Annotated in this window: 22 protein-coding genes; 11 read left to right on the top strand and 11 right to left on the bottom strand. The window is 57.2% G+C overall.

The window, feature by feature from the left end; translation table 11 throughout:
• The 4 genes from SLW75_RS26410 to SLW75_RS26395 form a co-directional block, all read right to left on the bottom strand.
• The coding region (locus tag SLW75_RS26410) for a hypothetical protein (protein WP_410935839.1) at positions 1 to 182 on the bottom strand (182 nt) is incomplete at its 3' end.
• 153 nt (positions 183 to 335) lie between these two features.
• Positions 336 to 1,205, bottom strand: a complete 870-nt coding sequence (locus SLW75_RS26405; protein WP_410935838.1) for a hypothetical protein — start codon at positions 1,203 to 1,205, stop codon at positions 336 to 338.
• Entirely contained in the window at positions 1,202 to 3,457 is a 2,256-nt protein-coding gene (locus SLW75_RS26400; protein ID WP_410935837.1) for a hypothetical protein, read from the bottom strand. Before SLW75_RS26400 ends, SLW75_RS26405 begins: the two co-directional genes overlap by 4 nt.
• Positions 3,458 to 3,540: 83 nt before the next feature.
• Positions 3,541 to 6,360, bottom strand: coding sequence for a hypothetical protein (locus tag SLW75_RS26395; RefSeq protein WP_410935836.1), 2,820 nt, complete (start codon positions 6,358 to 6,360; stop codon positions 3,541 to 3,543).
• Between the two features lie 332 nt (positions 6,361 to 6,692).
• On the opposite strand from SLW75_RS26395, the gene SLW75_RS26390 reads away from it, so the two are divergent.
• From SLW75_RS26390 to SLW75_RS26380, 3 genes are all read left to right on the top strand, one after another.
• Complete coding sequence (locus SLW75_RS26390; RefSeq protein WP_410935835.1) at positions 6,693 to 9,554, top strand: autotransporter outer membrane beta-barrel domain-containing protein; 2,862 nt, start codon at positions 6,693 to 6,695, stop codon at positions 9,552 to 9,554.
• A gap of 198 nt (positions 9,555 to 9,752) precedes the next feature.
• Positions 9,753 to 12,017: an autotransporter outer membrane beta-barrel domain-containing protein gene (locus SLW75_RS26385; protein WP_410935834.1), complete on the top strand. Its 2,265-nt coding sequence runs from the start codon at positions 9,753 to 9,755 to the stop codon at positions 12,015 to 12,017.
• 305 nt (positions 12,018 to 12,322) lie between these two features.
• Positions 12,323 to 13,216 carry a PA4780 family RIO1-like protein kinase gene (locus tag SLW75_RS26380; protein WP_192133180.1) on the top strand — a complete coding sequence of 298 codons (894 nt, stop codon included), beginning with the start codon at positions 12,323 to 12,325 and terminating at the stop codon, positions 13,214 to 13,216.
• A gap of 79 nt (positions 13,217 to 13,295) precedes the next feature.
• Here the strand turns inward: SLW75_RS26380 and SLW75_RS26375 are convergent, their stop codons facing one another.
• The 3 genes from SLW75_RS26375 to SLW75_RS26365 form a co-directional block, all read right to left on the bottom strand.
• Entirely contained in the window at positions 13,296 to 13,748 is a 453-nt protein-coding gene (locus tag SLW75_RS26375; RefSeq protein WP_410935833.1) for a DUF2599 domain-containing protein, read from the bottom strand.
• 17 nt (positions 13,749 to 13,765) lie between these two features.
• Positions 13,766 to 14,704 (bottom strand): Ig-like domain-containing protein, encoded by a 939-nt coding sequence (locus tag SLW75_RS26370; protein WP_410935832.1) that lies wholly within the window; start codon positions 14,702 to 14,704, stop codon positions 13,766 to 13,768.
• A gap of 280 nt (positions 14,705 to 14,984) precedes the next feature.
• Positions 14,985 to 15,365: a hypothetical protein gene (locus SLW75_RS26365; RefSeq protein WP_065987688.1), complete on the bottom strand. Its 381-nt coding sequence runs from the start codon at positions 15,363 to 15,365 to the stop codon at positions 14,985 to 14,987.
• A 156-nt stretch (positions 15,366 to 15,521) separates the two neighbouring features.
• On the opposite strand from SLW75_RS26365, the gene SLW75_RS26360 reads away from it, so the two are divergent.
• Positions 15,522 to 15,719 carry a heavy-metal-associated domain-containing protein gene (locus SLW75_RS26360; RefSeq protein ID WP_065987687.1) on the top strand — a complete coding sequence of 66 codons (198 nt, stop codon included), beginning with the start codon at positions 15,522 to 15,524 and terminating at the stop codon, positions 15,717 to 15,719.
• A gap of 116 nt (positions 15,720 to 15,835) precedes the next feature.
• On the opposite strand, the gene SLW75_RS26355 is transcribed toward SLW75_RS26360, so the two are convergent.
• Positions 15,836 to 17,695: a DUF4105 domain-containing protein gene (locus SLW75_RS26355; RefSeq protein ID WP_410935831.1), complete on the bottom strand. Its 1,860-nt coding sequence runs from the start codon at positions 17,693 to 17,695 to the stop codon at positions 15,836 to 15,838.
• Positions 17,696 to 17,767: 72 nt separating this feature from the next.
• Complete coding sequence (locus SLW75_RS26350; protein ID WP_065987685.1) at positions 17,768 to 18,256, bottom strand: DUF3015 domain-containing protein; 489 nt, start codon at positions 18,254 to 18,256, stop codon at positions 17,768 to 17,770.
• Positions 18,257 to 18,535: 279 nt separating this feature from the next.
• On the opposite strand from SLW75_RS26350, the gene SLW75_RS26345 reads away from it, so the two are divergent.
• The 5 genes from SLW75_RS26345 to SLW75_RS26325 all read left to right on the top strand — a co-directional run bounded on the left by SLW75_RS26345 (position 18,536) and on the right by SLW75_RS26325 (position 23,293).
• The gene (locus SLW75_RS26345) at positions 18,536 to 20,968 is read left to right on the top strand and encodes a Lon protease family protein (RefSeq protein ID WP_192133172.1); all 2,433 of its coding nucleotides are present in this window, start codon (positions 18,536 to 18,538) and stop codon (positions 20,966 to 20,968) included.
• A 185-nt stretch (positions 20,969 to 21,153) separates the two neighbouring features.
• The gene (locus SLW75_RS26340; protein ID WP_065987707.1) at positions 21,154 to 21,486 is read left to right on the top strand and encodes a hypothetical protein; all 333 of its coding nucleotides are present in this window, start codon (positions 21,154 to 21,156) and stop codon (positions 21,484 to 21,486) included.
• A 171-nt stretch (positions 21,487 to 21,657) separates the two neighbouring features.
• On the top strand, positions 21,658 to 22,146 hold the full coding sequence (locus SLW75_RS26335; RefSeq protein WP_065987683.1) for a TIGR00645 family protein: 489 nt from the start codon (positions 21,658 to 21,660) through the stop codon (positions 22,144 to 22,146).
• Positions 22,147 to 22,284: 138 nt separating this feature from the next.
• Positions 22,285 to 22,590 carry a DUF6482 family protein gene (locus SLW75_RS26330; RefSeq protein ID WP_410935830.1) on the top strand — a complete coding sequence of 102 codons (306 nt, stop codon included), beginning with the start codon at positions 22,285 to 22,287 and terminating at the stop codon, positions 22,588 to 22,590.
• An 85-nt stretch (positions 22,591 to 22,675) separates the two neighbouring features.
• On the top strand, positions 22,676 to 23,293 hold the full coding sequence (locus SLW75_RS26325; RefSeq protein WP_410935829.1) for an FKBP-type peptidyl-prolyl cis-trans isomerase: 618 nt from the start codon (positions 22,676 to 22,678) through the stop codon (positions 23,291 to 23,293).
• Between the two features lie 82 nt (positions 23,294 to 23,375).
• Here the strand turns inward: SLW75_RS26325 and SLW75_RS26320 are convergent, their stop codons facing one another.
• Together SLW75_RS26320 and SLW75_RS26315 are read right to left on the bottom strand one after the other, a co-directional pair.
• Positions 23,376 to 23,618, bottom strand: coding sequence for a hypothetical protein (locus SLW75_RS26320; protein WP_065987680.1), 243 nt, complete (start codon positions 23,616 to 23,618; stop codon positions 23,376 to 23,378).
• A gap of 174 nt (positions 23,619 to 23,792) precedes the next feature.
• Complete coding sequence (locus tag SLW75_RS26315; protein ID WP_065987679.1) at positions 23,793 to 24,761, bottom strand: polyprenyl synthetase family protein; 969 nt, start codon at positions 24,759 to 24,761, stop codon at positions 23,793 to 23,795.
• A gap of 239 nt (positions 24,762 to 25,000) precedes the next feature.
• Between SLW75_RS26315 and rplU the strand changes: the two genes are divergently transcribed.
• Both rplU and rpmA read left to right on the top strand, forming a co-directional pair.
• Positions 25,001 to 25,315, top strand: a complete 315-nt coding sequence (gene rplU, locus SLW75_RS26310) for a 50S ribosomal protein L21 (protein ID WP_003176051.1) — start codon at positions 25,001 to 25,003, stop codon at positions 25,313 to 25,315.
• A 33-nt stretch (positions 25,316 to 25,348) separates the two neighbouring features.
• Entirely contained in the window at positions 25,349 to 25,621 is a 273-nt protein-coding gene (gene rpmA / locus SLW75_RS26305; protein ID WP_037015434.1) for a 50S ribosomal protein L27, read from the top strand.
• The last annotated feature ends 143 nt before the right edge of the window (positions 25,622 to 25,764 follow it).

Raw genomic sequence — 25,764 nt, 5'->3', positions numbered from 1 at the left:
ACAATATAGGTGTTATCGACAGCGTTGTTCTTGTTGGGATCAAGCACGTTGAATGCGTCTGCAGGCTCGACTTTAGGACGAGGGTAGGGTGTTGCGTTAATGGATAAAGTGCCGTTAAGCGCCTGTTTGATTGCTGCCGTCAATTTGTCTTTTTGCTCGGCGGTCAGGGAAGTGGTCTTCATTTTCTTTTGCTCCTTGCTAATCTGGTTCACGGAGTCGATGTGTGAATAGGCTGTGAGCCAGGCAGCCGGGTATTGACGTACTTGTTACTCAAACCCGGCGGTATCTAATGATCGTTACTTAAACCAGTCGTAGGGTTTTTCAGCCTGGAACTCTCAAGAAACTGTGCCTGTCAGGAGTACGGTGGTGTCTTGCGTAGTTCCTCCGTCAACAATTTCCAGCCCTTTTGAGTCCGTCACCTTGGTGATTTCAATCGTATGAACAACCGGGACGCTTCTAATGGTGTACGCCTGTTCCGAAAACGGAAAGCGCGTTGCACCGCCATCAAAAGACGCCTCCAGCTTCAGCGTAAAGGTCGAGCCGTCGATCAGCGTTTTGAGGAGGTCCTTGGAGATGCCCCTGCTCTGGGCGCCCAATGTCGTGACGTTCAGCGGATTCCAGTTCTGCAGCGTGATCTGCGGCGTCGAGACCACGCTCAGCCAGAGTTTTTGCCCCACTGCCTGACCAGGCCAGGCCGCCAGTGTCATGTGGGCGTTAGCCGTCAACGCGGTCACATCAAGCTCGGTCCCCTGCGCCTCGGTAATGACCGGCTTTGGATAGGCCGGACGCACGTACTTGCGCACGGTGAGTTGAAGGGGCTCAGACGCGACGCCGTCTGGCTCATTTGGATTGAGCACCGAGTAAATGACGAGGATGGGTTGAGGGACGGTTTCACCCGCTGCAATGACAAGGGCAGAGGGGACCTTGACCCTGATTTGCGTTCCCTCGGAAGCGACCGGTTCGATCGAGTAATCATCGTTCCAGTAAAAACTGACCAGATAGGTGGCGGGAATATTATCAATGACAATATAGGTGTTATCGACAGCGTTGTTCTTGTTGGGATCAAGCACGTTGAATGCGTCTGCAGGCTCGACTTTAGGACGAGGGTAGGGTGTTGCGTTAATGGATAAAGTGCCGTCAAGCGCCTGCTTGATCGCAGCCGTCAATTTGTCTTTTTGGTCGGTGGTGAGGGAAGTGATCTTCATCTTCTTTTGCTCCTTGCAAGATTGCGCGTCGTCATCTTGATGTTGTCCCACAGCGTCCAGTCGGTCTCTCCGGTAACGCGGATGAAGTGAATGGGCAGGGCGGTGGTGGAAATGAAGTGATGATTTGTCGTTGCTGGCAGGGTTTTGGTCTCGACGATATTTTTACCGGCATCCAGCAAGTCGATACGGGTTTTACCGTTGCAGCCATAAATGTCGAATTCAATTTTGGAGCAGTCGCGTCTCAAATCCATCAGGACGACTTGGGTTCCTGGTTGGTTGGCCGGATGTTGATAGCAAATGTGAAGTACAGGCAGTTGCAACGCCGCCGCCCCGTCGGGGGGTACGTCATCGCGTATCGGGAATCCTGCCTGGCCGTTGCCCGACTCAAAGAATAGTGTGATGTAATCGGTGCTGAGCGTTCCTCCGGCCCGGATCATCGCGCCCGTGCGTGACGTGAAATCATCCGTGATCTCGTTCGGGAGCGGATCAAGGATCGCAAGCGTTCGGGTGACTGATTTGCCGCTGCCCCCAGCCGTACGCTTTACTTCATAAAACACATTAACGGTGCTGCCGCGGCTTGGATCAATCTGCGCTGCCAACACCGGCCAATCGAGGGACTGATTATCGCTGGCGATCGTAAACGTCTGCGACGCACTTCCCTCTTGAACGGGGCCGGTCCAGTAAATCGTCACTTCGTCCAGGCGCTTGAGGGCAGCAGCGACGCCATCCACATGTACCGAAGTGCCATTGGGATTGGCCGCCGGATCGAAAATGTCGCCAGGGGCGTTCAGCACCGTCGGGATGGTAAGCAATATGCTTCCGCTGACGCTGTAAGCCGTGACCTCTGACTTCAACGTTGCCCCACCCGGTTTGTTAACGCGATAGCTTATGCTCAACGAGCCACTGGCCAGGGGCGTGAGTAGGTTTTTGTTTACCTCCATGTCTTTCCCAATCGAGGCTTCACCATTCCCTACGGTATAGGTGTCCGAGTACACCAGCGCGTTACCGGCCTCCGTCAGCCCCTCCCATGAGAGAAAAATCACATCATTCTCTGCTTTACCGGCATAGGCAGGTATCCGAACCAGTACCGGATCCGAGATCACGCCAATGTCTATGTCACCGACAACGCCAGGGATCAGTGGTGCTGTCAGTTGCGCGGGCACACCGACCACAGTGATGGTGGTGCGTTTCGAACCTTTGCCTTGTACCAGATAGCTGACAACTGCCCCGCCACCGGCAATGGCCACAACATCAGCGTTGGCCACGGTGAACTCCAGATTGAGTCCGCCTCCGGGGTATGTTGCTGGCCCAAGGACCTTTTCGAATGGCATACCGTCCGCAGCTCTGCCCTTCCAGTTCAGCGTTATCGAGTCCCCGGCAGCGGGAATTCCGTTGTCGTGGGGAATTTCGACCTGGACATTGCCGCTGCCCAACTGATCGAGATCGATGATGCTCACCCGCGTCCCGGCTACTTTGACGGCCGGTGCTGGAGGAGCGTTGGGATCAACGATGACGTTGGTAAAAGCTGGCCTGGACACGAGCGAGTAATTGTTGACGATGTCCCTGATCTCATAACTCACCGTCACGGGGCTGCCGTCGCCCGCACCAATGAGCGTTTCTCTGGGGATAACAACGGTCTGAGGCTGATCTACCTGCGCGCCGTCCAATGGAGGCTGTGTAAGTCGAACGCCGTTCCAGATGACCGTGAGTTCGTCGCCTTCGGCCATGTACAGCCATGGCGCAACAGTGACACTGACTGGGATATTCTCGTCAGTTATGTCGCCTGCAGGTGTAATACTCGCTACGGTCAGTCGGTCATTGAGGTAGGGCGTTGAAGCGTCGGTATCAGGTCCGCCGGGCACTGACAACTTTACGCGCACCGTTCGTTTGTCTGACGGTGCAGTTGACTCGCTGAGTTGGTCATAAATGGTGTAATAAACTTCACCACTGGGCTCGACAATGGAGACCGGATAGAGGTTGAACGCCATGAAGCTGTTCTGAAAGTGCGATTCCTCCAAGGAGAAGGTCTGTACAGTCTCGTCGTTCCAATAGAGCGTGACGAAGTCTCCCGGTTGGTAAGCCTGGATATTTAACCGAGCCTGCAAGAACACGGGCTTACTGGGGTCGTTCAAGTCATCCCAGCCTAAGCCAGGCCTCGCCGACCCGTAATCCATAACGGGGATGATCAATGGATTGAGCGCTAACGTTCCACTTGAGCGGGGTGAGACAGTGCCGTCTGGTAAAACTGCCATAACATGATTCCTTTCAGAGCGAACGGTGTTAGAAGCCAGACCTCTACAACAGGGCCCTACTGCGCCCTGTTGTAGAAGAGTGACTACGCGCGAGGAATAACTACGGTTCTCGAACGCGAATCGGCCGGTATTGTAGGGTTGATCGGACAAACAAAAAGGTCTCCTACTGGACCCAGTGCGATCCGGATATACTTCTGATCCGCCTCAACAGGTGTGCCAACTTTATTGGTAATGGAGTAATTCACCGTGCAGCCAGCACGGCAGATTTTTTGCAGATAGGGATTATAAGGAACAGCAAGTTCGTAATAACCCAGTGCTATTTCCTGGTCGGTGATCTTGTGGTCGATGACAACAAGTTCGGTCCCGGAGATTTCCGGAGCCGTGGGGTCAACCAGACCTTCCCGACCCACAAACCTCAAGTTGATGAGGTCATCCTTGGCAATGTTGCTCACACCCTTCAGCATAATCTGGATGGGCGTTCCGTCCAGCCCGTTTACTCTGTTGATCACATTCTGAACGGTATCCTCTTCGGGGAATATCGCCTTGGCTAACGAACCGTCCCCTGGCAGTAAGCCTGGCGATTGCACATCGACCGGTGTCGGTTCGGATACTGCAGTCGCTACCTGATTGCTGGGGGGCAAATCACGGCTTACGATGTAGAACACATCTTTCAGTCCGGTCGAGGCTCCCACTGTCACTGCGGGTATAGTGATTTTCGCATCTTGTTTTTCATTTGCCAGGGTAATGGGAAATGGCGTTCCAATGAGTATGCCGTCCCAACTGACTTGCACCCGATCCCCGGGTTTCCAGATAACGATCCCGTCTTTGCCGATATGGGGAACAGTGGCTACAGCATCCTTGTTGAAGTCGCCAGGCGGAATCACGTTATCACCGCCAGCGCCGCTGTCACCGACGACGACCAGCGGCACGAGGTTTTCATGCCAAGGCGTTCCTGGGTCTGGATCGGGGCCTGGGCCTGGGCTGTCGAGATTTACGTTAACGGAAGTTGACGGAGAAGTGTTTGCAAGCACGCTCCCGCGCCATACTTCGTATGTAACTAATTTGCCGTTTCCGCTGCCTTCGGCTAGAACATCCGCATAAGGCAACTTGATCACTTTCAAAAATGCGGGTGGGGCAGGGTTTAAGTCGGCCGCCACCAACGTCACGGGCGGCATTTTCGTATTGCCCCATACGACGTAGATTCTGTCGCCTTCCGCAGCGTTCGTATAATTCGGTATTTCGACTTCCACCAGTTCAGCCGCATCTTGCTGAGTCACGACGCCGTGTGCTTCGTTGTCCGGAACCACCGGAGGCTCAAGATCAGTTGGCGCTTCAGTCAGGAGTACTTCAATAGCGACAGGATTCGAGCGTGGACTGATATTGCCGGCCTTGTCCGTGAGTCGATAAGCAAAGTAAAGGACCTTGTTGCCCATCGGCTCGATGTCTGTGACCAAAAACTCGACATCCAAGGCTTTGCCTGCGCTTGCATCTGTCAGCGTAAAGGTGCCGGGAAGATATTTAGCGTCGTCCTCTGCTGCGGTATCGCTTAGCCACAGTTGCGCAACATCCAGGCCGGCGCTCAGATACCAGGCGGGCAGGCTGACGGGAATGCCATCACCGACGACATCCGCCAGGGTAATGCCTGACAGTTGCTCCTGGGTGAATTCCAGCAAAGGCATGTCGGGGGGCGAAGCTCCACCTGGGGCTTCGCGATCGAAGATCACTGTTACAAGATTTCCTGACAGACCTTCTCCGCTGGAAAGCGGGTCAAAAACGCTGTAATCGAGTGCCCATGGCGTGGTGCCCGTTGCAGGAAAATCCGTTTTGGGAATCGCCAAATCGAACACGAAGCTGCCATCATCTGACTCGGTCTGGGTAATAGGGCGTTGAGGTCCTAGTTCCGTCGCTGTTCCGTCTTCGGCCACCCGGTACAACTGAATGACGGCGCCCGCCGGAAACTCGGGAACTTTGTTCGGGATGCGAACTGGAAGATCCGCACCCAGTATCGCAAGAGGAAGAGTGCCGTCCGGAAAGACCGTGTCTGGCACTTGGAGTGGGGGGAGTAGGGTGGCAACAAGCTTGCCCACGCCGCTATCGACCGATGCGCGACCGCTTTTCTCAAAACGTTTTTTTGATTTGTAACGCCAGCGTGTCAATGACACAGGAATTTCGCGGCTGCGTGCCACCTCGGACTGGTTCCCCAACCCGTCCCGCAGTTGATACGCGAAATATTGAGGAATATCACCGTTGATGAGCAGTAGAGACTTGGGGAAGCGCGCAAAGGTAGTTTCGCTGATACTTGTGACTTCCACCGCACTCTCGGTGACCAGCACTCCTTCCGTTTCAGAAGTGCCCAGCCATGGCGTAAGAACATCCCCTATACGCTTGCCATACCAGAGTGGCGCCCGGACTTCGAGGTAGTCGTCCGTCAAGTCGCTCTGTGCGATGCCGTCGAGTTGCTCAGGTGTGAAGCTCAAGTAGGGAAGCGGCGTTCCACCTGGAGGTTCTCGATCCAGAATCACCTCCACAGGCAAATTGGATAAGTCCTTTACGCTGCCAGAGCCTACGTAGTAATCCACGTTGAACGTTACACTTTCACCCTCGGACGGAAAAGAAGCCTTATCAATAGTCATTGAGTAGTAGAAAGCGGGGTTGCCCTGGGCGGCTTGCTTATCGGCAGCGGTGACGGTACGGCGTGTTCCGAGCGGGGTGCCTCTCACATAGAGTTCCAGAAAATCGCCGACGAAGATGTCGTCGCTGTCGGGAATTCCCACCTCAAGGTCTGCGTCCAGAAACTCAAGCGGAATCGTATGAGTAACCGGGTCTCTATTAAAAACAGTCAGTTGCAAAAGCGCGCGTCCTGCTCGAGCTCTTGTTGATGACGGAAAGATATTGTTTCCCATGTCCAACTCCCTGTGAAGATATGGCGTAAATGCCGATAACAAGATGGTGGGTTTTCAAGAGTCTGTCTGCTGTCATAAATGACAGTGCCGTGGGCGGGCGATAAATAAATGTCAACGAAAGTACTTGGCATATCAATGTGTTGTCGGCGCCGTTGGGCGGTTAGAGCGAACTGAAATAACCATTATTTCGAATGGTTATTAAAACGGGCGTTAATACGCGTGCTAAATAATGAGTGCTGCATACACTTGGTTTACCCTTTGATAAGCGCCATGAGCACGCTCGGCAATCGCTAATCAATCAGGGGCGACTCAAGGAAACAGGGAGGTTAGTTATGACACGTCGTAAAGGATTCGGAACTGAAGGTTGGGAATTTCCCGTTCTCATGGTGTTTGGAATGGCCGTCAGTCATTGCGCAGGCGCGGCAATTTTAGCTCCGGGCACAACGGGTATCGTCAATGCCGGGTCGCCCGTGACATTCTGGCGACTTGATAACGCGACGCTGCTGGTCAACCCGGGTGGGGCAACTCAGGGGATCAGCGCTCAGGCAGGATCAACAGTGAATCTCGACGGTGGCTCGGTTTCGGCTATTGATCCTGCCACCCAACCTAACTCTTCCGGCGTCAGCCTGATCGTCAGCAACGGCCTGATCAACGATTCAACCATTTCATCGGTCAATGCTGTTGGCCTGTCTGTCAACCGTCAGATTTCCGGTGCAGGAGGCGGGTCGACTGCCAGTGTCACTAACAGCTCGATCAGCGGCATTGGACGAGGCGTCAATGTCGTGGGCGACAGCACGGCAACGCTGATCAATACCCAAGTGACGAGCAGCGGCAGCGGACCCGGGGGCGTCATCGCCGATGGAGTGGGGCTGACGGTTATTGGCGGATCGTTATCCCTGCAAGGGGGGGCGGCTACCGGCAGTAACCGGGGCGCGGTTTTGACGGCCGACAACGGCGGCCGAATCACCCCGTCGCTCAGCCTGGATGGCGCCACTCTCACAGGCACCTCCGGCAGCGCAATTCTGATCGGGACAGTCGTCGGCACGGTGACCAACGCCACGGTCACCGTGCAGAACGGGTCCACGCTCAATAGCGGCAATGGCGTGATTCTCGAGGTTGGGCAGGCGGCTACGGCTTCTCGGGCATCGAACGTGAACTTTGTGGCCGATGACAGCCGACTCGTCGGTGATGTCAATGTCATCCAGGGCTCGCTCGCCGACGTCACATTACGTAACAACGCTGCTTTCACCGGCGACATGACCCATATCAACAGTCTGAACATAAATGCCGCCACCATGACCGGCAACGTCATTGCCTTGCCCGGTTCGCCGACTGCGGTCGTCATGGCAAACAACTCGACATTCACAGGATCCATGTCCGACATTGCAAGTCTTGATCTGAGTGCGAGCACCGTGACCGGTAACGTAACCGAGAGCAGTGGATCAGTTGCGAGGGTGTCCATGACCAATGGTGCAAACCTTGTCGGCACATTGAGCAACCTGGGCAGCCTGAGTCTCGATGGGAGCACTATGACCGGCGACGTGGTGCAGGACGCTGTTACCCCGGTTTCCATCGCGCTCAATAACGGTTCACAACTGACCGGGACAGTGGTTCAGGGGCAACGGATGGCCGTCGACGGGGCCTCCACGTTCAACATGGTCAGCGACTCCTCAGTGGGCGAGCTGACAATGGCTGGCGGGACGGTAAACATGCGAGCGGGCGGTCAGGGTTTCCGCACGCTCAACGCCAGCAGCCTCACGGGGAATGGCGCGTTTACGATGGGCACGGATCTGGCCGGACATCTCAGTGACCTGGTCAACGTGGTGGGGAATGCCGATGGGGCGTTTGTGCTGCGTGTGCAGAATACGGGCGTCGAACCCATCCAGGAGGATTTCGCGCAGAAGGTTGTGCACTCGGGAGGCGGTAGCGCGGCCTTTTCTGTCCTGGGCCGCCAAGTGGACGTGGGGACATTCGTGTACCGGCTCGAAAAAAGAGGCAACGAGTGGTTTCTTGCCCAGGCAACCACCGGTGGAGGCGAACCGCCGGTGGGCCCAGGCGAAGGGGGCGGAGGTGAACCGCCGGTGGGCCCAGGCGAAGGGGGCGGAGGTGAACCGCCGGTGGGCCCAGGCGAAGGGGGCGGAGGTGAACCGCCGGTGGGTCCAGGCGAAGGGGACGGAGGTGAACCGCCGGTGGGTCCAGGCGAAGGCGACGGAGGTGAACCGCCGGTGGGCCCAGGCGAAGGGGACGGAGGTGTACCGCCAGTCGGTCCTGGCGAGCCGATCATCTCGCCGTCGGCGCGCGCGGTCATCGGAGTGTTCAGTGCCGCCCCTACTGTCTGGTACGGCGAGACCGCTACGTTGCGCAGCCGCATGGGGGAACTGCGCAACGGGCGCGATCAGGGCGGCGTCTGGGCGCGAACCTATGGAAACCGATATAGGGTCTCGGCAACGGACCAGGTCAATTACACACAGACCCAGTCTGGCATTTCATTCGGCGTAGACACCCCGGTCTCTGAAGTAGACGGGCAGTGGCTGGTGGGTGTAATGGGCGGTTACAGCGAATCCGCGCTCGACTTGCAGCGAGGCAGCGATGGTCGGGTCCAGAGTTATTATCTGGGTTTGTACAGCACCTGGCTGTCGACAAGTGGTTACTACGTTGACGCGCTGATCAAGGCCAACCGCTTCCAGAACAAGGCGGATGTGCGCATGAGTGACGGTGAAAAATCGAGGGGTAATTATCAAAACTACGGCATCGGCGGTTCTGTCGAAGTGGGTAAACACATCAAGTTTGCCGAAGACTGGTTTGTCGAACCCTTCGCACAGGTCTCAGCTCTGTGGGTACAGGGAGAGGATTACGCACTTGATAACGGACTGGAGGCCCGCAGCAACAAAGCCGATTCCTTAGTTGCCAAAGCGGGCACCCACTTGGGCAAAAATATTCCGTTGAAAGGGGGAGGATTCGTTCAGCCTTATTTGAAAGTCGCCGCGGCCCATGAGTTTGCGCGCAACAACGAAGTCAAAGTCAATCGGACGACGTTTAGCGATGATCTGTCCGGTAGCCGCGGTGAGTTAGGCGCGGGCGTGGCGCTTCAACTAAATAATGTGTTGCAGCTCCATGCCGATGTGGACTACAGCAGTGGCGAAAACATCGAGCAACCCTGGGGTATGAATGTCGGGTTGCGCTATTCCTGGTAATGCGCCGTTTCGCGTGGTTGCGTCTCAGGCGCAGGAAACTTCTCGATTCTTCCACAACTTGTGTACCAAGATAAGTTTGTTTAGGAAATGTCCTACATGACCGTAGGACCTTTCTTGCCGTAATTTAAGAAGTTCTCCTATCAAATGGCCTCTCTTTAAAGCCGCACATCGTTGTGCATGAGGGAGAGGAACTGTTTGATGAAATCCGAACGAGTATTCATGCGAGCTGCACCCTGGCCCATCGCCGTTTTCCTGGGGACTGCGCTCACGTGCGAAGGGGGATGGGCCAGCTATCTTCGCCCAGGCAGTGAGGCCACAGTCAGTTACGCCGATACACCGGAAGACTGGCGGCTGAATAATGCGCGACTTGTCGTCACCCCGGGAGGTGAAACAGGAAACATTGATGCCCGCTGGAATTCCACCGTTGATATCGACGGTGGCACAGCGACAAGCCGGGGCAGCGCCGGCGTGTTACTCGAGACAAGCCATGCCGTCATCAACAACGCAACCATTACCGCGCAGAACATCACGTCCTCAACGTCGGAAGCCAGCTTCGGACTGCATCTGTATCGCTATGACACGGACACGGGCGGCTCAAGCGCGGTTGTCACTAACAGCATCATTTCCGGTGCCGGTCGCGGGATTAACGCATTCGACGGCGCTGAAGTTTCATTGGTGAACACAACCGTCAAAGGCAATGCTGGCGTCGACACAGTGGGGCCTATTTCCGGTGGTGTCGGTATGGTGCTGGGCGGCAGTCGCGCCACGATGTCGGGCAGCACCGTCGTAGGGGAAAACAACGGCGTGGTCATGGTATCGGGTCGAACAGGGGCGCAGTCTTCTGCCGCAAGCCTGGTTGTGGCCGATGGTTCTGCGGTCGTGGGTGAGAAGGGCAGCGCCATTCTGGTCAGTGCCGGCAACGCTCCGGCTGTCGAAACCAGGATCGATGTCGCCAACGGCTCCACCCTCAAAGGTGGCAACGGGGTGATCCTCGAGGTAGAAAACGCTGCTATCGCCACATTCAACGTCAGCGCCAGTCAACTGGAAGGTGATGTTCTGGTGCAAGAGGGGTCTACCGCCAAGCTGTCGCTGGATAGCAATGCCAGTCTCACAGGCAAGGTGACTAACGCTACGAGCCTCGCTATCGATGACTCTTCTGCGTGGATCATGCAGGGCCACTCCTCAGTCAACTCGCTCTTGCTGAACGGTGGGACCGTTGATCTGCGAGGGACGACACCCGAATTCAGCCGCTTGACACTGGGCCAACTGGAAGGCAATGGCACATTTGCCATGGGCACCGATCTGGCGGCTGGCGAGAGTGATTTCCTGGAGGTGACAGGAACTGCCGTCGGTAGTTACCAGCTTTTGGTACAGAACACCGGTGTCGATCCGGTTCAGGCCAATGATACCCAGACCCTCGTGCATGTGGCAGAAGGCGATGCACAGTTTTCTCTGCTCGGCGGCAAGGTCGACTTTGGCACCTACGCCTATCAGCTTGAGCAGAACGTGGCCGAAGGCGGCACGGACTGGTCGCTGGTGAAGACCGACGAGCTCTCCGAGTCTTCACAAGCCGTGATCGGCCTGTTCAGCGCCGCGCCAACCATTTGGTATGGCGAATCAGCGACGCTGCGCACTCGCATGGGAGAATTGCGCAACGGTACCGATCAGGGCGGCGGCTGGATTCGCAGCTACGGCAATAAATTCAACATGTCTGCGGGTGGCGGCGTGGCCTATAAGCAAGTCCAGCAGGGGGTAGCGTTCGGTGCTGACGCGCCTTTACCAAGCAACGAGGGCCAATGGCTTGTGGGGCTGATGGGCGGTTACAGCAAGTCCGACCTGGACCTTCAGCAAGGCACATCCGGTACGGTTGACAGCTATTACCTCGGCGCCTATAGCACCTGGCTTGCCGATGATGGGTTCTATGTCGATGCGCTGATCAAGGCCAACCGTTTCCAGAACCATTCCGAAGTGCGCATGAGCGATGGCGAGAAAGCAAAGGGTAATTACAACACTGCAGGCGTCGGTGCCTCGGTAGAGGTCGGCAAGCACATCAAGCTCGCAGATGACTGGTTCGTCGAGCCCTTCGCTCAAGTTTCCGGACTGTTGGTCGGTGGAGAAAGTTACGATCTCGACAACGGCATGCGCGCCAGCAGCAACCGGGCCGATTCGTTGCTGGGCAAAGCCGGTACGCAAGTGGGCCGCACATTCACGCTGGACGATGGGGCATTTGTTCAGCCCTATATGAAGGTGGCCGCTGCTCACGAGTTTGTGTCGCGCAATCGCGTGAGCATCAACGAAAACCGCTTCACAAACGACCTCTCTGGCTCTCGCGTCGAGTTGGGGGCCGGCGTTGCCGCGCAAATGACCGACGTGCTGCAGTTACATGCGGATGTCGACTTTATGAAGGGCCGCAACATCGAACAACCTTGGGGCGTAAGCGTAGGCGTTCGCTATAGCTGGTAACGAAGACGCAACCATTTGCTGTCATGGAAGGGGTCTTCAAAGGCCCCTTATTTCTGAGTGTTCGCTTGGCATCCGTGACGTTAGGGGGGCCTTCCTTTGATATGACCCATTGGCAGAGGGCTTTATGGCTGATCGACAGGGTATCGCTGCGCCCGGCATGAAACCTGCTTTGCAGGTGTAAGCGCCGTACAGGCAGGTATTGAATCCATGGTCGAGTCGCATAAGCCCCTACTCGCCGACAGAGGATTGCCGTATAACGAGCAACAATCGCGTGTTTGGCAACGAAGGACCCCCAATAAAAGCTGATGAAGACTCCTAAACGCATTGAACCCCTGATCGAAGACGGTCTGGTCGACGAGGTGCTGCGCCCGCTCATGAGCGGCAAAGAGGCAGCTGTTTATGTGGTGCGCTGTGGCAAAGAGCTGCGGTGTGCCAAGGTGTACAAGGAGGCCAATAAACGTAGTTTCCGTCAGGCGGCGGAATACCAGGAGGGCCGCAAGGTCCGCAACAGCCGCCAGGCCCGCGCCATGGCCAAGGGTTCGAAGTTCGGCCGCAAGGAAACCGAAGACGCGTGGCAGAACGCTGAAGTCGCGGCGCTGTTCCGTCTGGCAGGGGCCGGCGTGCGAGTGCCCAAGCCGTACGACTTTCTCGAGGGCGTGCTGCTAATGGAGCTTATTGCCGATGAGTACGGTGATGCCGCGCCGCGTTTGAATGACGTGACGCTTGAGCCCGATCAGGCGCGCGAGTATCACGCGTTCCTGATTCAGCAAATCGTGCTGATGCTGTGTACCGGCCTGGTGCACGGTGACCTGTCCGAGTTCAATGTGCTGCTCACGCCTACCGGGCCGGTCATTATTGACTTGCCGCAAGCGGTAGATGCTGCGGGCAACAATCATGCATTCACCATGCTGGAGCGCGACGTCGGCAACATGGCGTCCTACTTCGGCCGCTTTGCGCCCGAGCTGAAAGAGACGCGCTACGCCCGTGAGATGTGGTCCCACTTCGAAGCCGGCACGTTGTCCCCTGCGACCGTGCTGACCGGGGAATTTGCAGATCCGGACGATATTGCCGACGTCGGCAGTGTGTTGCGCGAGATCGAAGCGGCGCGACTGGATGACGCAAGGCGCCAGGCCGCGCGAACGGCGGACGATGCGCCGCCGAACAAGTCCGAAGAACCGCCTCCGCCCTGGATGCAGTAGCAAGCCGCCAATGAAGCGCTGGATCAGTGTCCAGCGCTTCATCTAACGATGCTCAGCCACCGCCAGGTCTGGCAGGGATTCAGTGGTAGACAGGGTCCGGATCGGGCTCGAGAGGGTTGCATCCGGCTGCTACCGTTTTGGTATACCCCACGTATGGCCTCCACGGCTCCAGATTCCACTCAGGTTTTTCCCGCGCGATGTACAGGTGACAGGTCAATTGATTGATCATGCCCCGGTTATTCGACCAATGTTCGCTCTGTCCGAACTTCTTGACGACTTCATAAAACATGTACGCCGTTTCAGTTGCGTCGATGTAGCGGCCGCATGCACTGGGTGTCAGTGACAGCATCCATTCGTTGAATTGATAATCGCTGCTGAAGCGATACACCCATTTTCCGCTCTGAATGTACTCACTGCAGTTCTGGGCAACAGAAGGTTTAAGGGGCTGTTTCATGGCCACCTCTACAGCTGAGAGCTGTGTGGCGGCAGCGCCGGCCAATAACGCGGCGATTAAAATCATCCTTGTTTTCATGGAGCGGTCCTCGTCAACTAACGTTTAAAAAGCTGCTTGATGAGCGCATAGCCGCTCGCTATGAAGCGTTGAAGAGCATCGCGCGTAGCCGGATCGAATGGCTCAAGTGCTTCAGTGGCGATGTCGACTTCCTTGAACCTCAAGTTATTGACCCGCATTATTTGCGAGTAAAAGATCTGATCATTCCCGAAGCGTTTCAGACTCCAGTTAAACAGTACGGGCCGCCCTCGGTTTGCGCTCAGCCAGGCTTTATCAATAGGGAAGTTTATATAGGTGCCGTTAAATTGTTCTACAGGACTTTGAACGGTGGTCAACCCGATGAACCGCGCCCGCGCCGAGTAGTAATCAGTCTCAAACTTAACGCGCAGGTTGTTGTTGTCCGGGCTATTGATGGTGGGCGCGGCAATGGCACCGGAATGGCCCATGACCGTCAAGGACAAGGCCAGAGACCTATGCACTTCGTTGCTGGGCGGCCGTACGACGGTGTATTTGATGGTTGCGTTGACCCCGATGCAGTCGATGACCTCGTACATGGAAATCTTGAAGACCAGCGGAATCGCAGGATTGGTTACCGTTTGGATCTCGGAGTCTATCGTGACGCTCCTGCCCACCCAAGACACACGCACCGTATCTCCATTCAGGGCGCCATAGGCAGGAATCTCCACGTAACCATCGCCTTCGTAGGCGTAATAATTGATTTGCTCTCTGCCGTTCCCTGCACTTGTCGCATTTTTGAAATGGGGTTCGACAAGGTTCATCTCATTATTCTGTTGGATGTTGACGGTCCATGGATTGGAGATAACGCCATCAACGCGAGCAGTAAAGGTATGTGTGCCTTGTGCGAGCCCCGCAGCGGGTAAGTTCCATGTGCCATCGGCCTGGAGTGTGGCGGTGCCAAGAGGAACTCCATTGTCGAGAACTTGTACTGATCCTGCTGTAGGCGGAAGACGCGCCATTTTGTAAACTCCTTTTAAGTAGGGGTCGCGTGACTCCTTGTCTTGACTTAAATGTATAGATGGAGAGAACGCGGTATGCCATGTTCTTCAAATATTGATTCGCGATAGTGTCCTGTCAGGCATATAGCGAATAACCTGCGGGCGTCGGCAATACCGAGTTGCCTGTTGGCCGTTGTGAAAGGGAATCAGGGGAGGGTGCGCATCGCGCAGGCATCGCTAGCTGACGTTGATTACTTTCAGCTCATCCTTGCCAGGGCGGCAAGGTCGTTCTGAGCCGTTATCAGTAATTCAAATCCGCTTTTTTCAGATACATCCCGTTGGGCCCGGACGCGATGCGGTATTTCAGAACGTCACCTGCATTGATGTGCAGGCGCGTGTTGTTCTGCGCCTCAATGCCCGGCGAGCAGCCCGGCGTCTGGCCTGGCAGTACACGCAAGCGCACAGACAGGTCGCCCGCGGGCAGGTTGAAGGAGCGAGACTCTTCCTGGTACAGGCGCCCGACGAGTTGGTCCTGCATGAAGATCCCGATTTCGCAGGACGTGGAGATCTCCAGGCGCTCGCGGGAAATGATCAGCACGCCATAGTCCTGATCGGCATGAGCCCAGGATGCGCAAGCCAACAGTCCGGCGAAACCTGCAATACGAAAGGCTGACCAGCGCATGTCTGATTCTCCTGATATGACGGTTGTAGGCGCACTCTGGCGCAGAGTGCGGATGAATGCCAGCCCGGCCGATTCACCGGAAACTTGACCTTGCCCCGACGGAAAGGTCTTAGATGGCGTCATCACACGTTCTCGATGGGAAAAAGGAGTCAGCAAATGCAGGTATTCAAGGTTCAAGGCATGACCTGCGCGCATTGCGTGCGAGCCGTCACTGGCGCCATTCAGGGGCAAGACCCCACGGCGCAGGTGCAGATTGATCTCGCCACAGGTGAGGTGAAAGTCCAGAGTCAGCTTGAGGCTGAGCAGATTGTGGAATTGATCGAAGAAGAAGGTTACACCACGACGCGCACATAGCAGTGCTGGCCTCTTCCCGGCTAAAGCCAGTCCTACAGAACCGTCGCGCGCATTGTAGGACCGGCTTCAGCCGGGAAGACGTCGGGCATCACACTGAAAAACCAGGAGCGCATCACTCAATAGTGATACCACTTCAGCTCAAGCATCACTTCATTAATCGGTGAGGTCAGCTGGCTGAAATCCCGCTGGGCGCTGAGCCGCAGGCCGAGATTGCGCGACAGTTCCCATTGTTGATTGAGGCTGATGTTGCGCCGTACTTCGCCGTTGGTGAAGTAATCGCCTTTAGTCTCCAAACTGAAATTCCCCAGCGGGTTACGCCACAGCACGCCGGTATTGAAACCCGCCGCCGGCGAAATAAGCGCCGAGAAATCGTTGTTGTGTTCAACCCGCACGGTGCCCAGTGCGAAGCCCAGCACGTCATCCCCCAATTTCCATGTCCCGCCCGCGCCGCCGTTGACGTGGCTCACCAGATTCTCGTCGCCGTGCTTGCCCAGCACCCGCTCAAGGCCACCCGCCACTTGCCACGACCAAGGCTGCAACAGCTCGTTGCGCGGTGTCAGCGAACGGATGGTCGCCAGATCGAGCCGCTGGACCTGCCAATGACTGTCTTCGTATTGGCGCAGTTTGAGCTGCAGGATTTCGATCTGCGCGCCGAGCGGAAAGCCATACGCGTTGTCATTCAAATCGTGATACGCCATGCGCAGGCCATATTCGGCGAACGACTTGTCATCCCGGGTGCCCGCACCCAGTTGCCAGGTACGCGACTCATGACCGTCTTCCGGCAGACCCGGGCGTTCAATCTCCAACGGCGGCGGCGGATTGGTGCTGATCGCACGCAGCAGGTCATAGCTGCGTTGCGCGCTCGTCGGATCACGTTCCTGGCCGTTGGCGCGATACCGCTCCAGCCTGTAGGCCGCGTCCTGAATCAATGCGCGACGTTCCTTCGGCAACGCGAGGTAATCGGCGCTCTGCATCTGCCTCTGGTCCGCACTGACTTTCAGGACCCACTGCTGCTCATCGTGATTCAGCGGCTCGGCGCGGCTCAGCAGCTCGCGTTCCCTGGAAGGGCGATACTCGATCTTCTCGACCAGACCCGCTTCCTTGACCGCGCGCACGGTGTCCGTGGGAATGGCCGTCAGACGAAACTGCGGCGTCAGGTCCAGACTAGGGCGAGCCACCTGAAGCAGCTCTAGCAAGCGGTAGGAGCAGTTCTCGTCAAAAAAGAAATACCCGAAGCGAATCTGTTTGAGTTCCCACACGTGCTCGACCATGCGCCGGGTTTCTTCGGGCGTCAGGTTGAGGCGGTATTCCCACAAATCGCGGTTCTCCAAACTACGGTACTCGGAGAGTTTTTCCTGGTACGGCACCAGCGCGAACAGCCCCGGATAGCCTCCTGCCAAGCCTTTCCACGCATACAGAATGCTGTTGTCGGAACCCTCGATGTAAGCGCCGAAATTAATCGCGTAGCTGAGCAAAGCGGTCTTGTTGGCCTGCACGTCCGCCTGATCGATGCGCAGCAGCGTGTGGCCGAACATGGACGACGGGCTGTTGAGGTAGGCCGCCGGGAAGATCAGCACGGTGCTGTCCGGGGCCACATCGGAAAACCATTTGTTGAATTCTTTGCAGTCAACCGCGGGCAAATCGGTCAGCTTCAATTCGTCGCGCAGAAAGCGCGTGCGGGAGGGGTAAACGCATTGCGGATGGGCGTTTTCCTGGCCTTGGGTGACAGGGCGGTAGATCGCCTCAAGCGTCGCGGCCAGCTCGGCTTTGGGGTCATGGGCGCCGTTCTGGGCGAGGAAGAATTTCGGGTCGTCGACATAGCTGCGCCAGCCACCCAGCTTGCCGGCTTCGTAGTGGCCGATGGAGATCCAGAATCTGGAATTGGCCAGTTGCTGCAAACGATCATTGTCGACGTGAGGCGCGGCGGACAGCGGGGCGCAGACACAGAGCATCAGCCAGGCAAGGCGTTTGAGCATAGAGTGGCAACTAGTCAGAAGTGGGCAGGGCGGAGAACCTGCCTTCCGGGGAGGAAGGCAGGCGGCACGACTTTAAGCTTGGGTTGCGTATTTAGCCAGAGTCGGATCGTTCTTCAGGATGTCGATGGTGTTGGTATGAACGTCTTCAGCAGTGGCGTCGGCCTTGGTGAAGATCTGCTGATAGTGCTCGTGGGTGACTGCGGCGAAATGCGCACGGTCTTCCGGTGCAACGCCCAACACGACCGCGTACGTGGTCAGTGCTTCGCCTTGGCCCATGGCCATGTCCTTGGAAAGCTCATCCATCATGCCGTTCATGGCAATCCAGGATTTGCCGCCGTAAGTAAGAGCGCTGTTGGTGGAGCAACCGTTGGTGCCCGAGGTCATGCCGAAGGTGGCGTTGCCCGAAGTACCGTTGGTGGTGGAAGCGAGGAAGTGAGCGGGAGTACCGCGTTGACCTTCAAACAGCATGTTGCCCCAACCGCAGTCCGGACCGCCAGGCGCTTGAGCCATGGCGTTGATGGACACAGCGGCGAAGAGAGTACCAAGAAGAATCCGTTTCATAGCTTTAGTCTCTGTTGTTTCAACCAAGGGTCGGATTCCTGGCCGTAAGGGCGCCAGGGCGAACCGGTTATTTAATTGTTACCGGTCGCGCAAGTTGGAGTTTAGGCACGATATGAACGTTCCGTCAGCAATTGCAGATTGTTGCGTGTAATCCACCTCCGCCGGGTGTGTAGGCAGGTTCCTCATACGGAAAAGCGATCAGGTGGTTCATGCCTTGCCAGTGCGGTGCGGCGAGCGCCAGAATGCGCCCATCTGCCCCGCCTGATGTAAGGATGTCCGATGCCCGATTCTGTTGCTGCCAGCTTGCGACTTGCGCCCGAAGCGCTGACCCGTCCCTTTTCCGCTGAACAGTTCAGCTTCACGACAACCAACGATCTGGAACCCTTTCGCGGCGTGCTCGGCCAGGAACGAGCGGTCGAAGCCCTGCAATTTGGCGTCGCCATGCCGCGCCCCGGCTACAACGTGTTCGTCATGGGCGAGCCTGGCACCGGGCGCTTCTCTTTCGTCAAACGCTACCTCAAGGCCGAAGCCAAGCGCATGCAGACGCCGTCGGACTGGGTGTACGTCAACAATTTTGACGACGCCCGCGAGCCGCGCGCATTGGAATTGCCGCCCGGCAGCGCCAGTGCGTTCATTGCTGACATCAATGGACTGATCGACAACCTGCTGTCGACGTTTCCTGCGGTGTTCGAGCATCCGTCCTACCAGCAAAAGAAGAGCTCGATCGACCGCGCCTTCAACCAGCGCTATGACCGTGCACTCGACGTCATCGAGCGTCTTGCGCTGGAAAAGGACATCGCGCTGTACCGCGACAACACCAATATCGCCTTCACCCCGATGCTCGAAGGCAAGGCGCTGGACGAGGCCGAGTTTTCGCAATTGCCGGAAGTCGAGCGCGAGCGTTTTCACACCGATATTTCGGCGCTGGAGGAGCGATTGAATGAAGAGCTCGCCAGCCTGCCGCAGTGGAAGCGCGAGTCCAACAACCAGATGCGTGAGCTCAATGAAGAGACCATCATCCTCGCGCTTCAGCCCCTGCTGGCACCGTTATCCGAGCAGTACGCCGAAAACGCCGCTGTGTGCGCCTACCTCCAGGCGGTGCAGGTCAACCTGCTGAAAACCGTGGTCGAGCAACTGGTCGACGACAGCAAAACCGATGCCCAGGCACGCAAGCTGCTCGAAGAGCAATACTGCCCGAGCCTGATGGTCGGCCATGCCGCCAGCGGTGGTGCGCCGGTGGTGTTCGAACCACACCCGACTTACGACAACCTCTTCGGCCGTATCGAATACAGCACCGATCAGGGCGCCCTTTACACCACCTATCGTCAGCTACGGCCTGGAGCGTTTCACCGGGCCAACGGCGGCTTTCTGGTGCTCGAAGCCGAAAAAATGCTCAGCGAGCCATTCGTGTGGGACGCCCTCAAGCGCTCCCTGCAATCGCGCAAGCTGAAGATGGAAGCACCGTTGGGTGAACTGGGGCGTCTGGCTACCGTGACCCTGACCCCGCAGACCATTCCGCTGCAGGTCAAAGTCATCATCATTGGCGCACGATCGCTCTATTACACACTGCAGGACCTCGATCCGGACTTCCAGGAGATGTTCCGGGTGCTGGTGGATTTCGACGAAGACATCCCGATGGTCGACGAGAGCCTGGAGCAATTCGCCCAGCTGCTCAAAACCCGGACCTCGGAGGAGGGCATGGCCCCCCTGACGGCGGACGCGGTCGCGCGCCTTGCCACGTACAGTGCGCGTCTCGCCGAGCATCAGGGGCGCTTGTCGGCGCGCATCGGCGATCTGTTTCAACTGGTCAGCGAGGCGGACTTCATCCGCAGCGTGGCCGGTGACGAGCGCACCGACGCCGGACACATCGAGCGGGCGTTGAAGGCCAAGGCCACCCGCACCGGTCGTGTGTCCGCACGCATTCTCGACGACATGCTGGCGGGCATCATCCTGATCGACACCCATGGCGCGGCAGTCGGCAAATGCAATGGCCTGACGGTGCTGGAGGTGGGGGATTCCGCGTTCGGTGTGCCGGCGCGCATTTCAGCGACGGTCTACCCGGGTGGCAGCGGCATCGTCGACATCGAGCGTGAGGTCAACTTGGGTCAGCCGATTCACTCCAAGGGCGTAATGATCTTGACCGGTTATCTGGGCAGCCGTTATGCCCAGGAATTCCCGCTGGCCATTTCCGCGAGCATCGCGCTGGAGCAGTCATACGGCTACGTCGATGGCGACAGCGCGTCCCTCGGCGAGGTCTGCACGCTGATTTCCGCACTGTCGAAAACCCCGCTCAAGCAGTGCTTCGCCATCACCGGCTCGATCAACCAGTTCGGTGAGGTCCAGGCGGTCGGCGGCGTCAACGAGAAGATCGAGGGCTTCTTCCGACTCTGCGAAGCCCGAGGTCTTACGGGCGATCAAGGCGCCATCATTCCCCATGCCAACGTTGCCACGCTGATGCTCGACGAGCGCGTGCTGCAAGCGGTTCGCGCCGGCCAGTTCCACGTGTACGCCGTGCGTCAGGTGGATGAAGCGCTGAGCCTGTTGGTGGGCATGCCGGTCGGAGAAGCGGACGAAGACGGTCAGTTCCCCGATGATTCGGTCAATGGCAGGGTAGTGGACCGCCTTCGCGACATCGCTGAAATGCTCAGCGACGACGACCTCAAAGAGCTCGAAAAGGAGGCGCCACAATTACAGCCCGAGCTGAAAAGCTAGGCCTTTGACGTCAATGAAACGGGGCGCTTGATGGCAAAATGACCATTCGGCGCCCTTTTCGTTTTCGCGCTTTTCCAACGGGGTATTTGTTCGATATTGTCGGGTTGCAGCAGTTGTCAAAGGGACTGACGCATTTCTCTCGTTACGCGAAGGAGATGAATACTGCAATCAATGAGGAGCTCGCCATGCCGCGCAGCCTCTGTCTTACTCGCCAATGCCTGGGTCTGGTGACCCGAATCGAATGTGTCGTTCGCCCGTTGTCAGGCGATACAGGAATGTGGACCTTGTTGTTCGCTGCCGGAATGTCTGGCGAACAGCCATCGGCACTCAAGGCTCAGGGGCCTTTTCATGGACCGATTGCTGCCGAATCGGTGCTTGATGCCATTGCTGAAAGCCTTGTGTTGCATGGCTATGAAACCGCGGAGGAGATCCCGATCTGGGGCCTTCACCTTCAAGGGGAGCTGCGAAGGATCAACAGCGACGCTGCTCAGGCTCAGCGGACGTCTCCGGTCAACTGATCCCAGCCTCTCGACGCGTCCGCATGTGCTTTCTTCGGTCTCCAAAATGCGGATTCGTCGATCTCCTCCGGCGCCCGATCGGGCGTTATTGTTTCAACTCTTTTCGCGGTGGGTTGTGCTAATTGGCCTTCGCCCTATACTCGCGAGCTTTTCAATGATCTGTGAGCTTCAATGGAACGTTTTATCGAAAATGCCATGTACGCATCGCGCTGGTTGCTGGCGCCGATCTACTTCGGTTTGTCTCTGGGGCTTCTGGCGCTGGCGCTGAAGTTTTTCCAGGAAATCTTTCACATCATCCCTAACGTGTTCGCGCTGGCCGAATCGGACCTGATTCTGGTGCTGCTGTCGTTGATCGACATGGCGCTGGTCGGTGGTCTGCTGGTCATGGTGATGATCTCCGGCTACGAAAACTTCGTGTCTCAACTCGATATCGACGAAGGCAAGGAAAAGCTCAACTGGCTGGGCAAGATGGATTCTTCGTCGCTGAAGATGAAAGTCGCCGCGTCCATCGTCGCGATTTCGTCCATTCACCTGTTGCGGGTGTTCATGGACGCCAAGAACATCGAGCCGCAGTACCTCATGTGGTACGTGATCATCCATATGACCTTCGTGGTCTCGGCCTTCGCGATGGGCTATCTGGACAAGCTGACCAAGCACTGATCGCCTGCGCTTCCGGCTGTAGGGTGATTGAAGCGTTACGAGCCAATATGACCAGCGGCACTGCTGGTCCCTTGCGCTCAGGCCAGCTTCAGCGAGACTTGAGTTCGCTTATTCAGCCAGTCACCACGAGGCTTAGCCATGAACTTGCAGGAACTCACCTCACACGCCGGCGCCGGCCGCATCGACGAACTCAACCTTATCTCCATCGAAGGCGGCATCTACCTGCTGGAAGCGCGGATGCAGGGCGTCGCACATCGTCTGGTCGACGCACAGAACGAAGCGTTGCACCTGCGTTCGGTCGAGCACGCACGGCAACTCCTGCAATCTGTGCCGCCCATCCCGTTCAGTCTCGTCCACGCCGTGGTCCATGATGAGATGTGCGGTGTGGAAGACGCCCTGGACCAGAACGTCAAGATCCCCCTGTCCATCCGCTCGACCTGGTAGATTTTTACTGGATATTGCCCTTTGTGCTAGTCTGCCCGGCCTTTAAATGTGAGCACCCACGGGTGCTCTTCAGCGGAGCAGTGTCATGTCCGAAGTCAATCTGTCCACCGACGAAACCCGCGTCAGCTACGGTATTGGTCGTCAGCTGGGCGACCAACTGCGTGACAACCCGCCGCCGGGCGTCGACCTCGACGCCATTCTGGCCGGTCTGACCGACGCCTTTGCCGGCAAACCGAGCCGCGTTGGCCAGGAAGAAATGGGTGCGAGCTTCAAAGTCATCCGCGAAGTCATGCAAGCCGAAGCAGCGGCCAAAGCTGAAGCAGCAGCTGGCGCCGGCAAGGAATACCTGACCGAGAACGCCAAGCGTGATGGCGTTACCACTCTGGCCTCCGGTCTGCAATATGAAGTGATCACTGCGGGCGAAGGCGCTCAGCCGACCCGCGAAAGCAACGTGCGCACTCACTACCACGGGATGCTGATCGACGGCACTGTGTTTGACAGCTCCTACGATCGTGGCGAGCCGGCTGAATTCCCGGTTGGCGGCGTGATCCCAGGCTGGACCGAAGCCCTGCAACTGATGAAGGCCGGCAGCAAATGGCGTCTGTATGTTCCTAGCGAACTGGCCTACGGCGCTCAAGGCGTTGGCAGCATTCCGCCGCACAGCGTTCTGGTCTTCGACGTTGAACTGCTCGACGTTCTGTAAGCCTCTGTAGCGACCGCTTCACGCTCGACAGATGCCGAGTCAGCCCCGCGCTGGCTCGGCATTGTCATTTTAGGTGTCGTCATCAATGCAGTTCACTGGTCGGACGCAATGCCCGCGCATAGCAGAACAGAAACAGGCTCCGCACCATCTCCTTCTGAACGCCGGGTTCGCTTGAACTCAGGCTGCTGACATCCAGATCCCCCTGATCGCGCAATTCGTCCAGCGCCTCTTCTTCCAGCACCGCACACACTTGACCCGTCTCGCGATCGAGGATGCGCAGGTAGGGTTGTGGCCGGTCAAGCCAGGCATCAATCAGATACGTCATGTGATTCTCCTTGAGTGTTTCAATGAGAATAATTCTTATCCGAGGAATAGCAAGGATCTATTTGAGATTAATTCGCATTGCTGACGGGGCAGGCCTTGAGGGCGGGCCTGAATCCCGCACAACAAAAAGCCCGTCACATGGACGGGCTTTCGGCGGAGTGGAGCGGGGCAGCGGTCAGTGTGTGCGAGCGACCGCAAATTCACTCAGCTCGACGAGTGCGTCGCGATAGACGCTCGGCGGCAGCACATCCAGACAGGCAATGGCGCGAGCGATGTAGTCGCGTGCCAGCTGGGCGGTGTACTCGAGGGCGCCTGAAGTTTCCACGGCGTCGCGGATGCTTTCGAGATCTTCCAGGCCGCCCTTCTGAATGGCCTGACGAACCAGCGCAGCCTGTTCAGCGGTGCCTTCGCGCATGGTGTAGATCAGCGGCAGGGTGGGCTTGCCTTCGGCGAGGTCATCACCGACGTTCTTGCCGAGGGTTTCCGCATCGCCGCGATAGTCCAGCAGGTCGTCGACGAGTTGGAAAGCGACACCCAGATGATCGCCGAAGGTACGCAGCGCTTCGCTTTGCTCCGGGCCGGCGTTGGCCAGGGCTGCGGCGCTGTGGGTCGACGCTTCGAAGAGCATTGCGGTTTTGCCGCGGATGACTTCCATGTAGGTTTCTTCGGTGGTGCTGGCGTCGCGTACTTTGGACAGCTGCAGCACTTCGCCTTCCGCGATGACCCGTGTGGCCTTCGAGAGGATCTGCATCACCTGCATCGAGCCCAGTTCAACCATCATCTCGAACGAGCGCGAATACAGGAAATCCCCCACCAGCACGCTGGGTGCGTTCCCCCACATGGCGTTGGCTGTCGAGCGGCCGCGACGCATGCCGGACATGTCTACCACGTCGTCGTGGAGCAGGGTGGCGGTGTGCAGGAATTCGATGGTCGCCGCCAAAAGGCGCAGGTCATCACCGCCAGAGCCCAGCGCTTTGCCGCACAACAGAACGAGCAACGGACGCAGGCGTTTACCGCCAGCGGAAGTGATGTAGTCGCCGATTTTGGAGACCAGCGGCACGCGCGATGTCAGCTGCTTCTTGATAATGTGGTCGACGGCTGTAAAGTCGTCCGCCACAGCGGTGTAGAAGGCTTGGGGTTGCATCAGCGAGACGTGCTCCAGAAGGGTTGCGCGGCATGCTAGGTTGCAGGCCCCACCCTGTCAAGGCGTGACATAACGCAGCTTGCAAGGCGTTGATCGCTTGCGTACAATCGCGCACCCTAACTTCCTGGGCAGCACCTGCCTTACGCAATTGCATGTCGGCCTTCCAGCCTTGTGCAGCCATGCCAGCCAATACCTCTTCCTATAAAGAGCTGGGTGAGCAGGATTATCGGAGATACACCATGTCTTATGCAGTAATCGTTACTGGCGGCAAGCAATACAAGGTCGCCCCAGGTGAATACCTGAAGATTGAAAAACTGGAAATCGCTACCGGCGAATCCGTTACTTTTGATCGCGTTCTGTTGGTTGCCAATGGCGACGACGTGAACATCGGCGCTCCAGTTGTTGCAGGCGCTACCGTTGTGGCTGAAGTGATCTCCCAAGGTCGTCACGATAAAGTCCGCATCATCAAGTTCCGTCGTCGTAAGCACCACATGAAGCGTATGGGCCACCGCCAGTGGTACACCGAGATCAAAATCACCGGTATTCAGGCTTAATTTCAGCCTAATCCTCACTAGGAGAATTGACTCATGGCACACAAAAAAGCTGGTGGTAGTACCCGTAACGGTCGCGACTCAGAAGCCAAACGCCTTGGCGTGAAGATGTATGGCGGCCAGGTTATCGTTCCGGGCAACATCATCGTGCGTCAGCGCGGCACCCAATTCCACGCTGGCTACGGCGTTGGTATGGGCAAAGATCACACCCTGTTCGCTAAAGTCGAAGGCGTGATCAAGTTCCAGGTTAAAGGCGCCTTCGGTCGTCGCTATGTAAGCATCGTGCCAAAGACTGAAGTCGCGGCATAATCTTGCGTTCAGGGGGTGTGAGGGCCTGACCTTCATACCTCCTGAGCTGAAAAGCCCTGTCGATGACAGGGCTTTTTCGTTTGTAGAAGGGTCTGTTTCTGGTGAGTCTCTTGCAAAGCTGTTTGTGTGGGCCGTTGTGGTGT

It is taken from the genome of Pseudomonas sp. W5-01, from assembly GCF_046540435.1.
GTDB classification, from domain to species: domain Bacteria; phylum Pseudomonadota; class Gammaproteobacteria; order Pseudomonadales; family Pseudomonadaceae; genus Aquipseudomonas; species Aquipseudomonas graminis_B.
The sequence above is the reverse complement of the archived record's forward strand: the minus strand, read 5'-3'. Positions and strand labels throughout refer to the sequence as shown.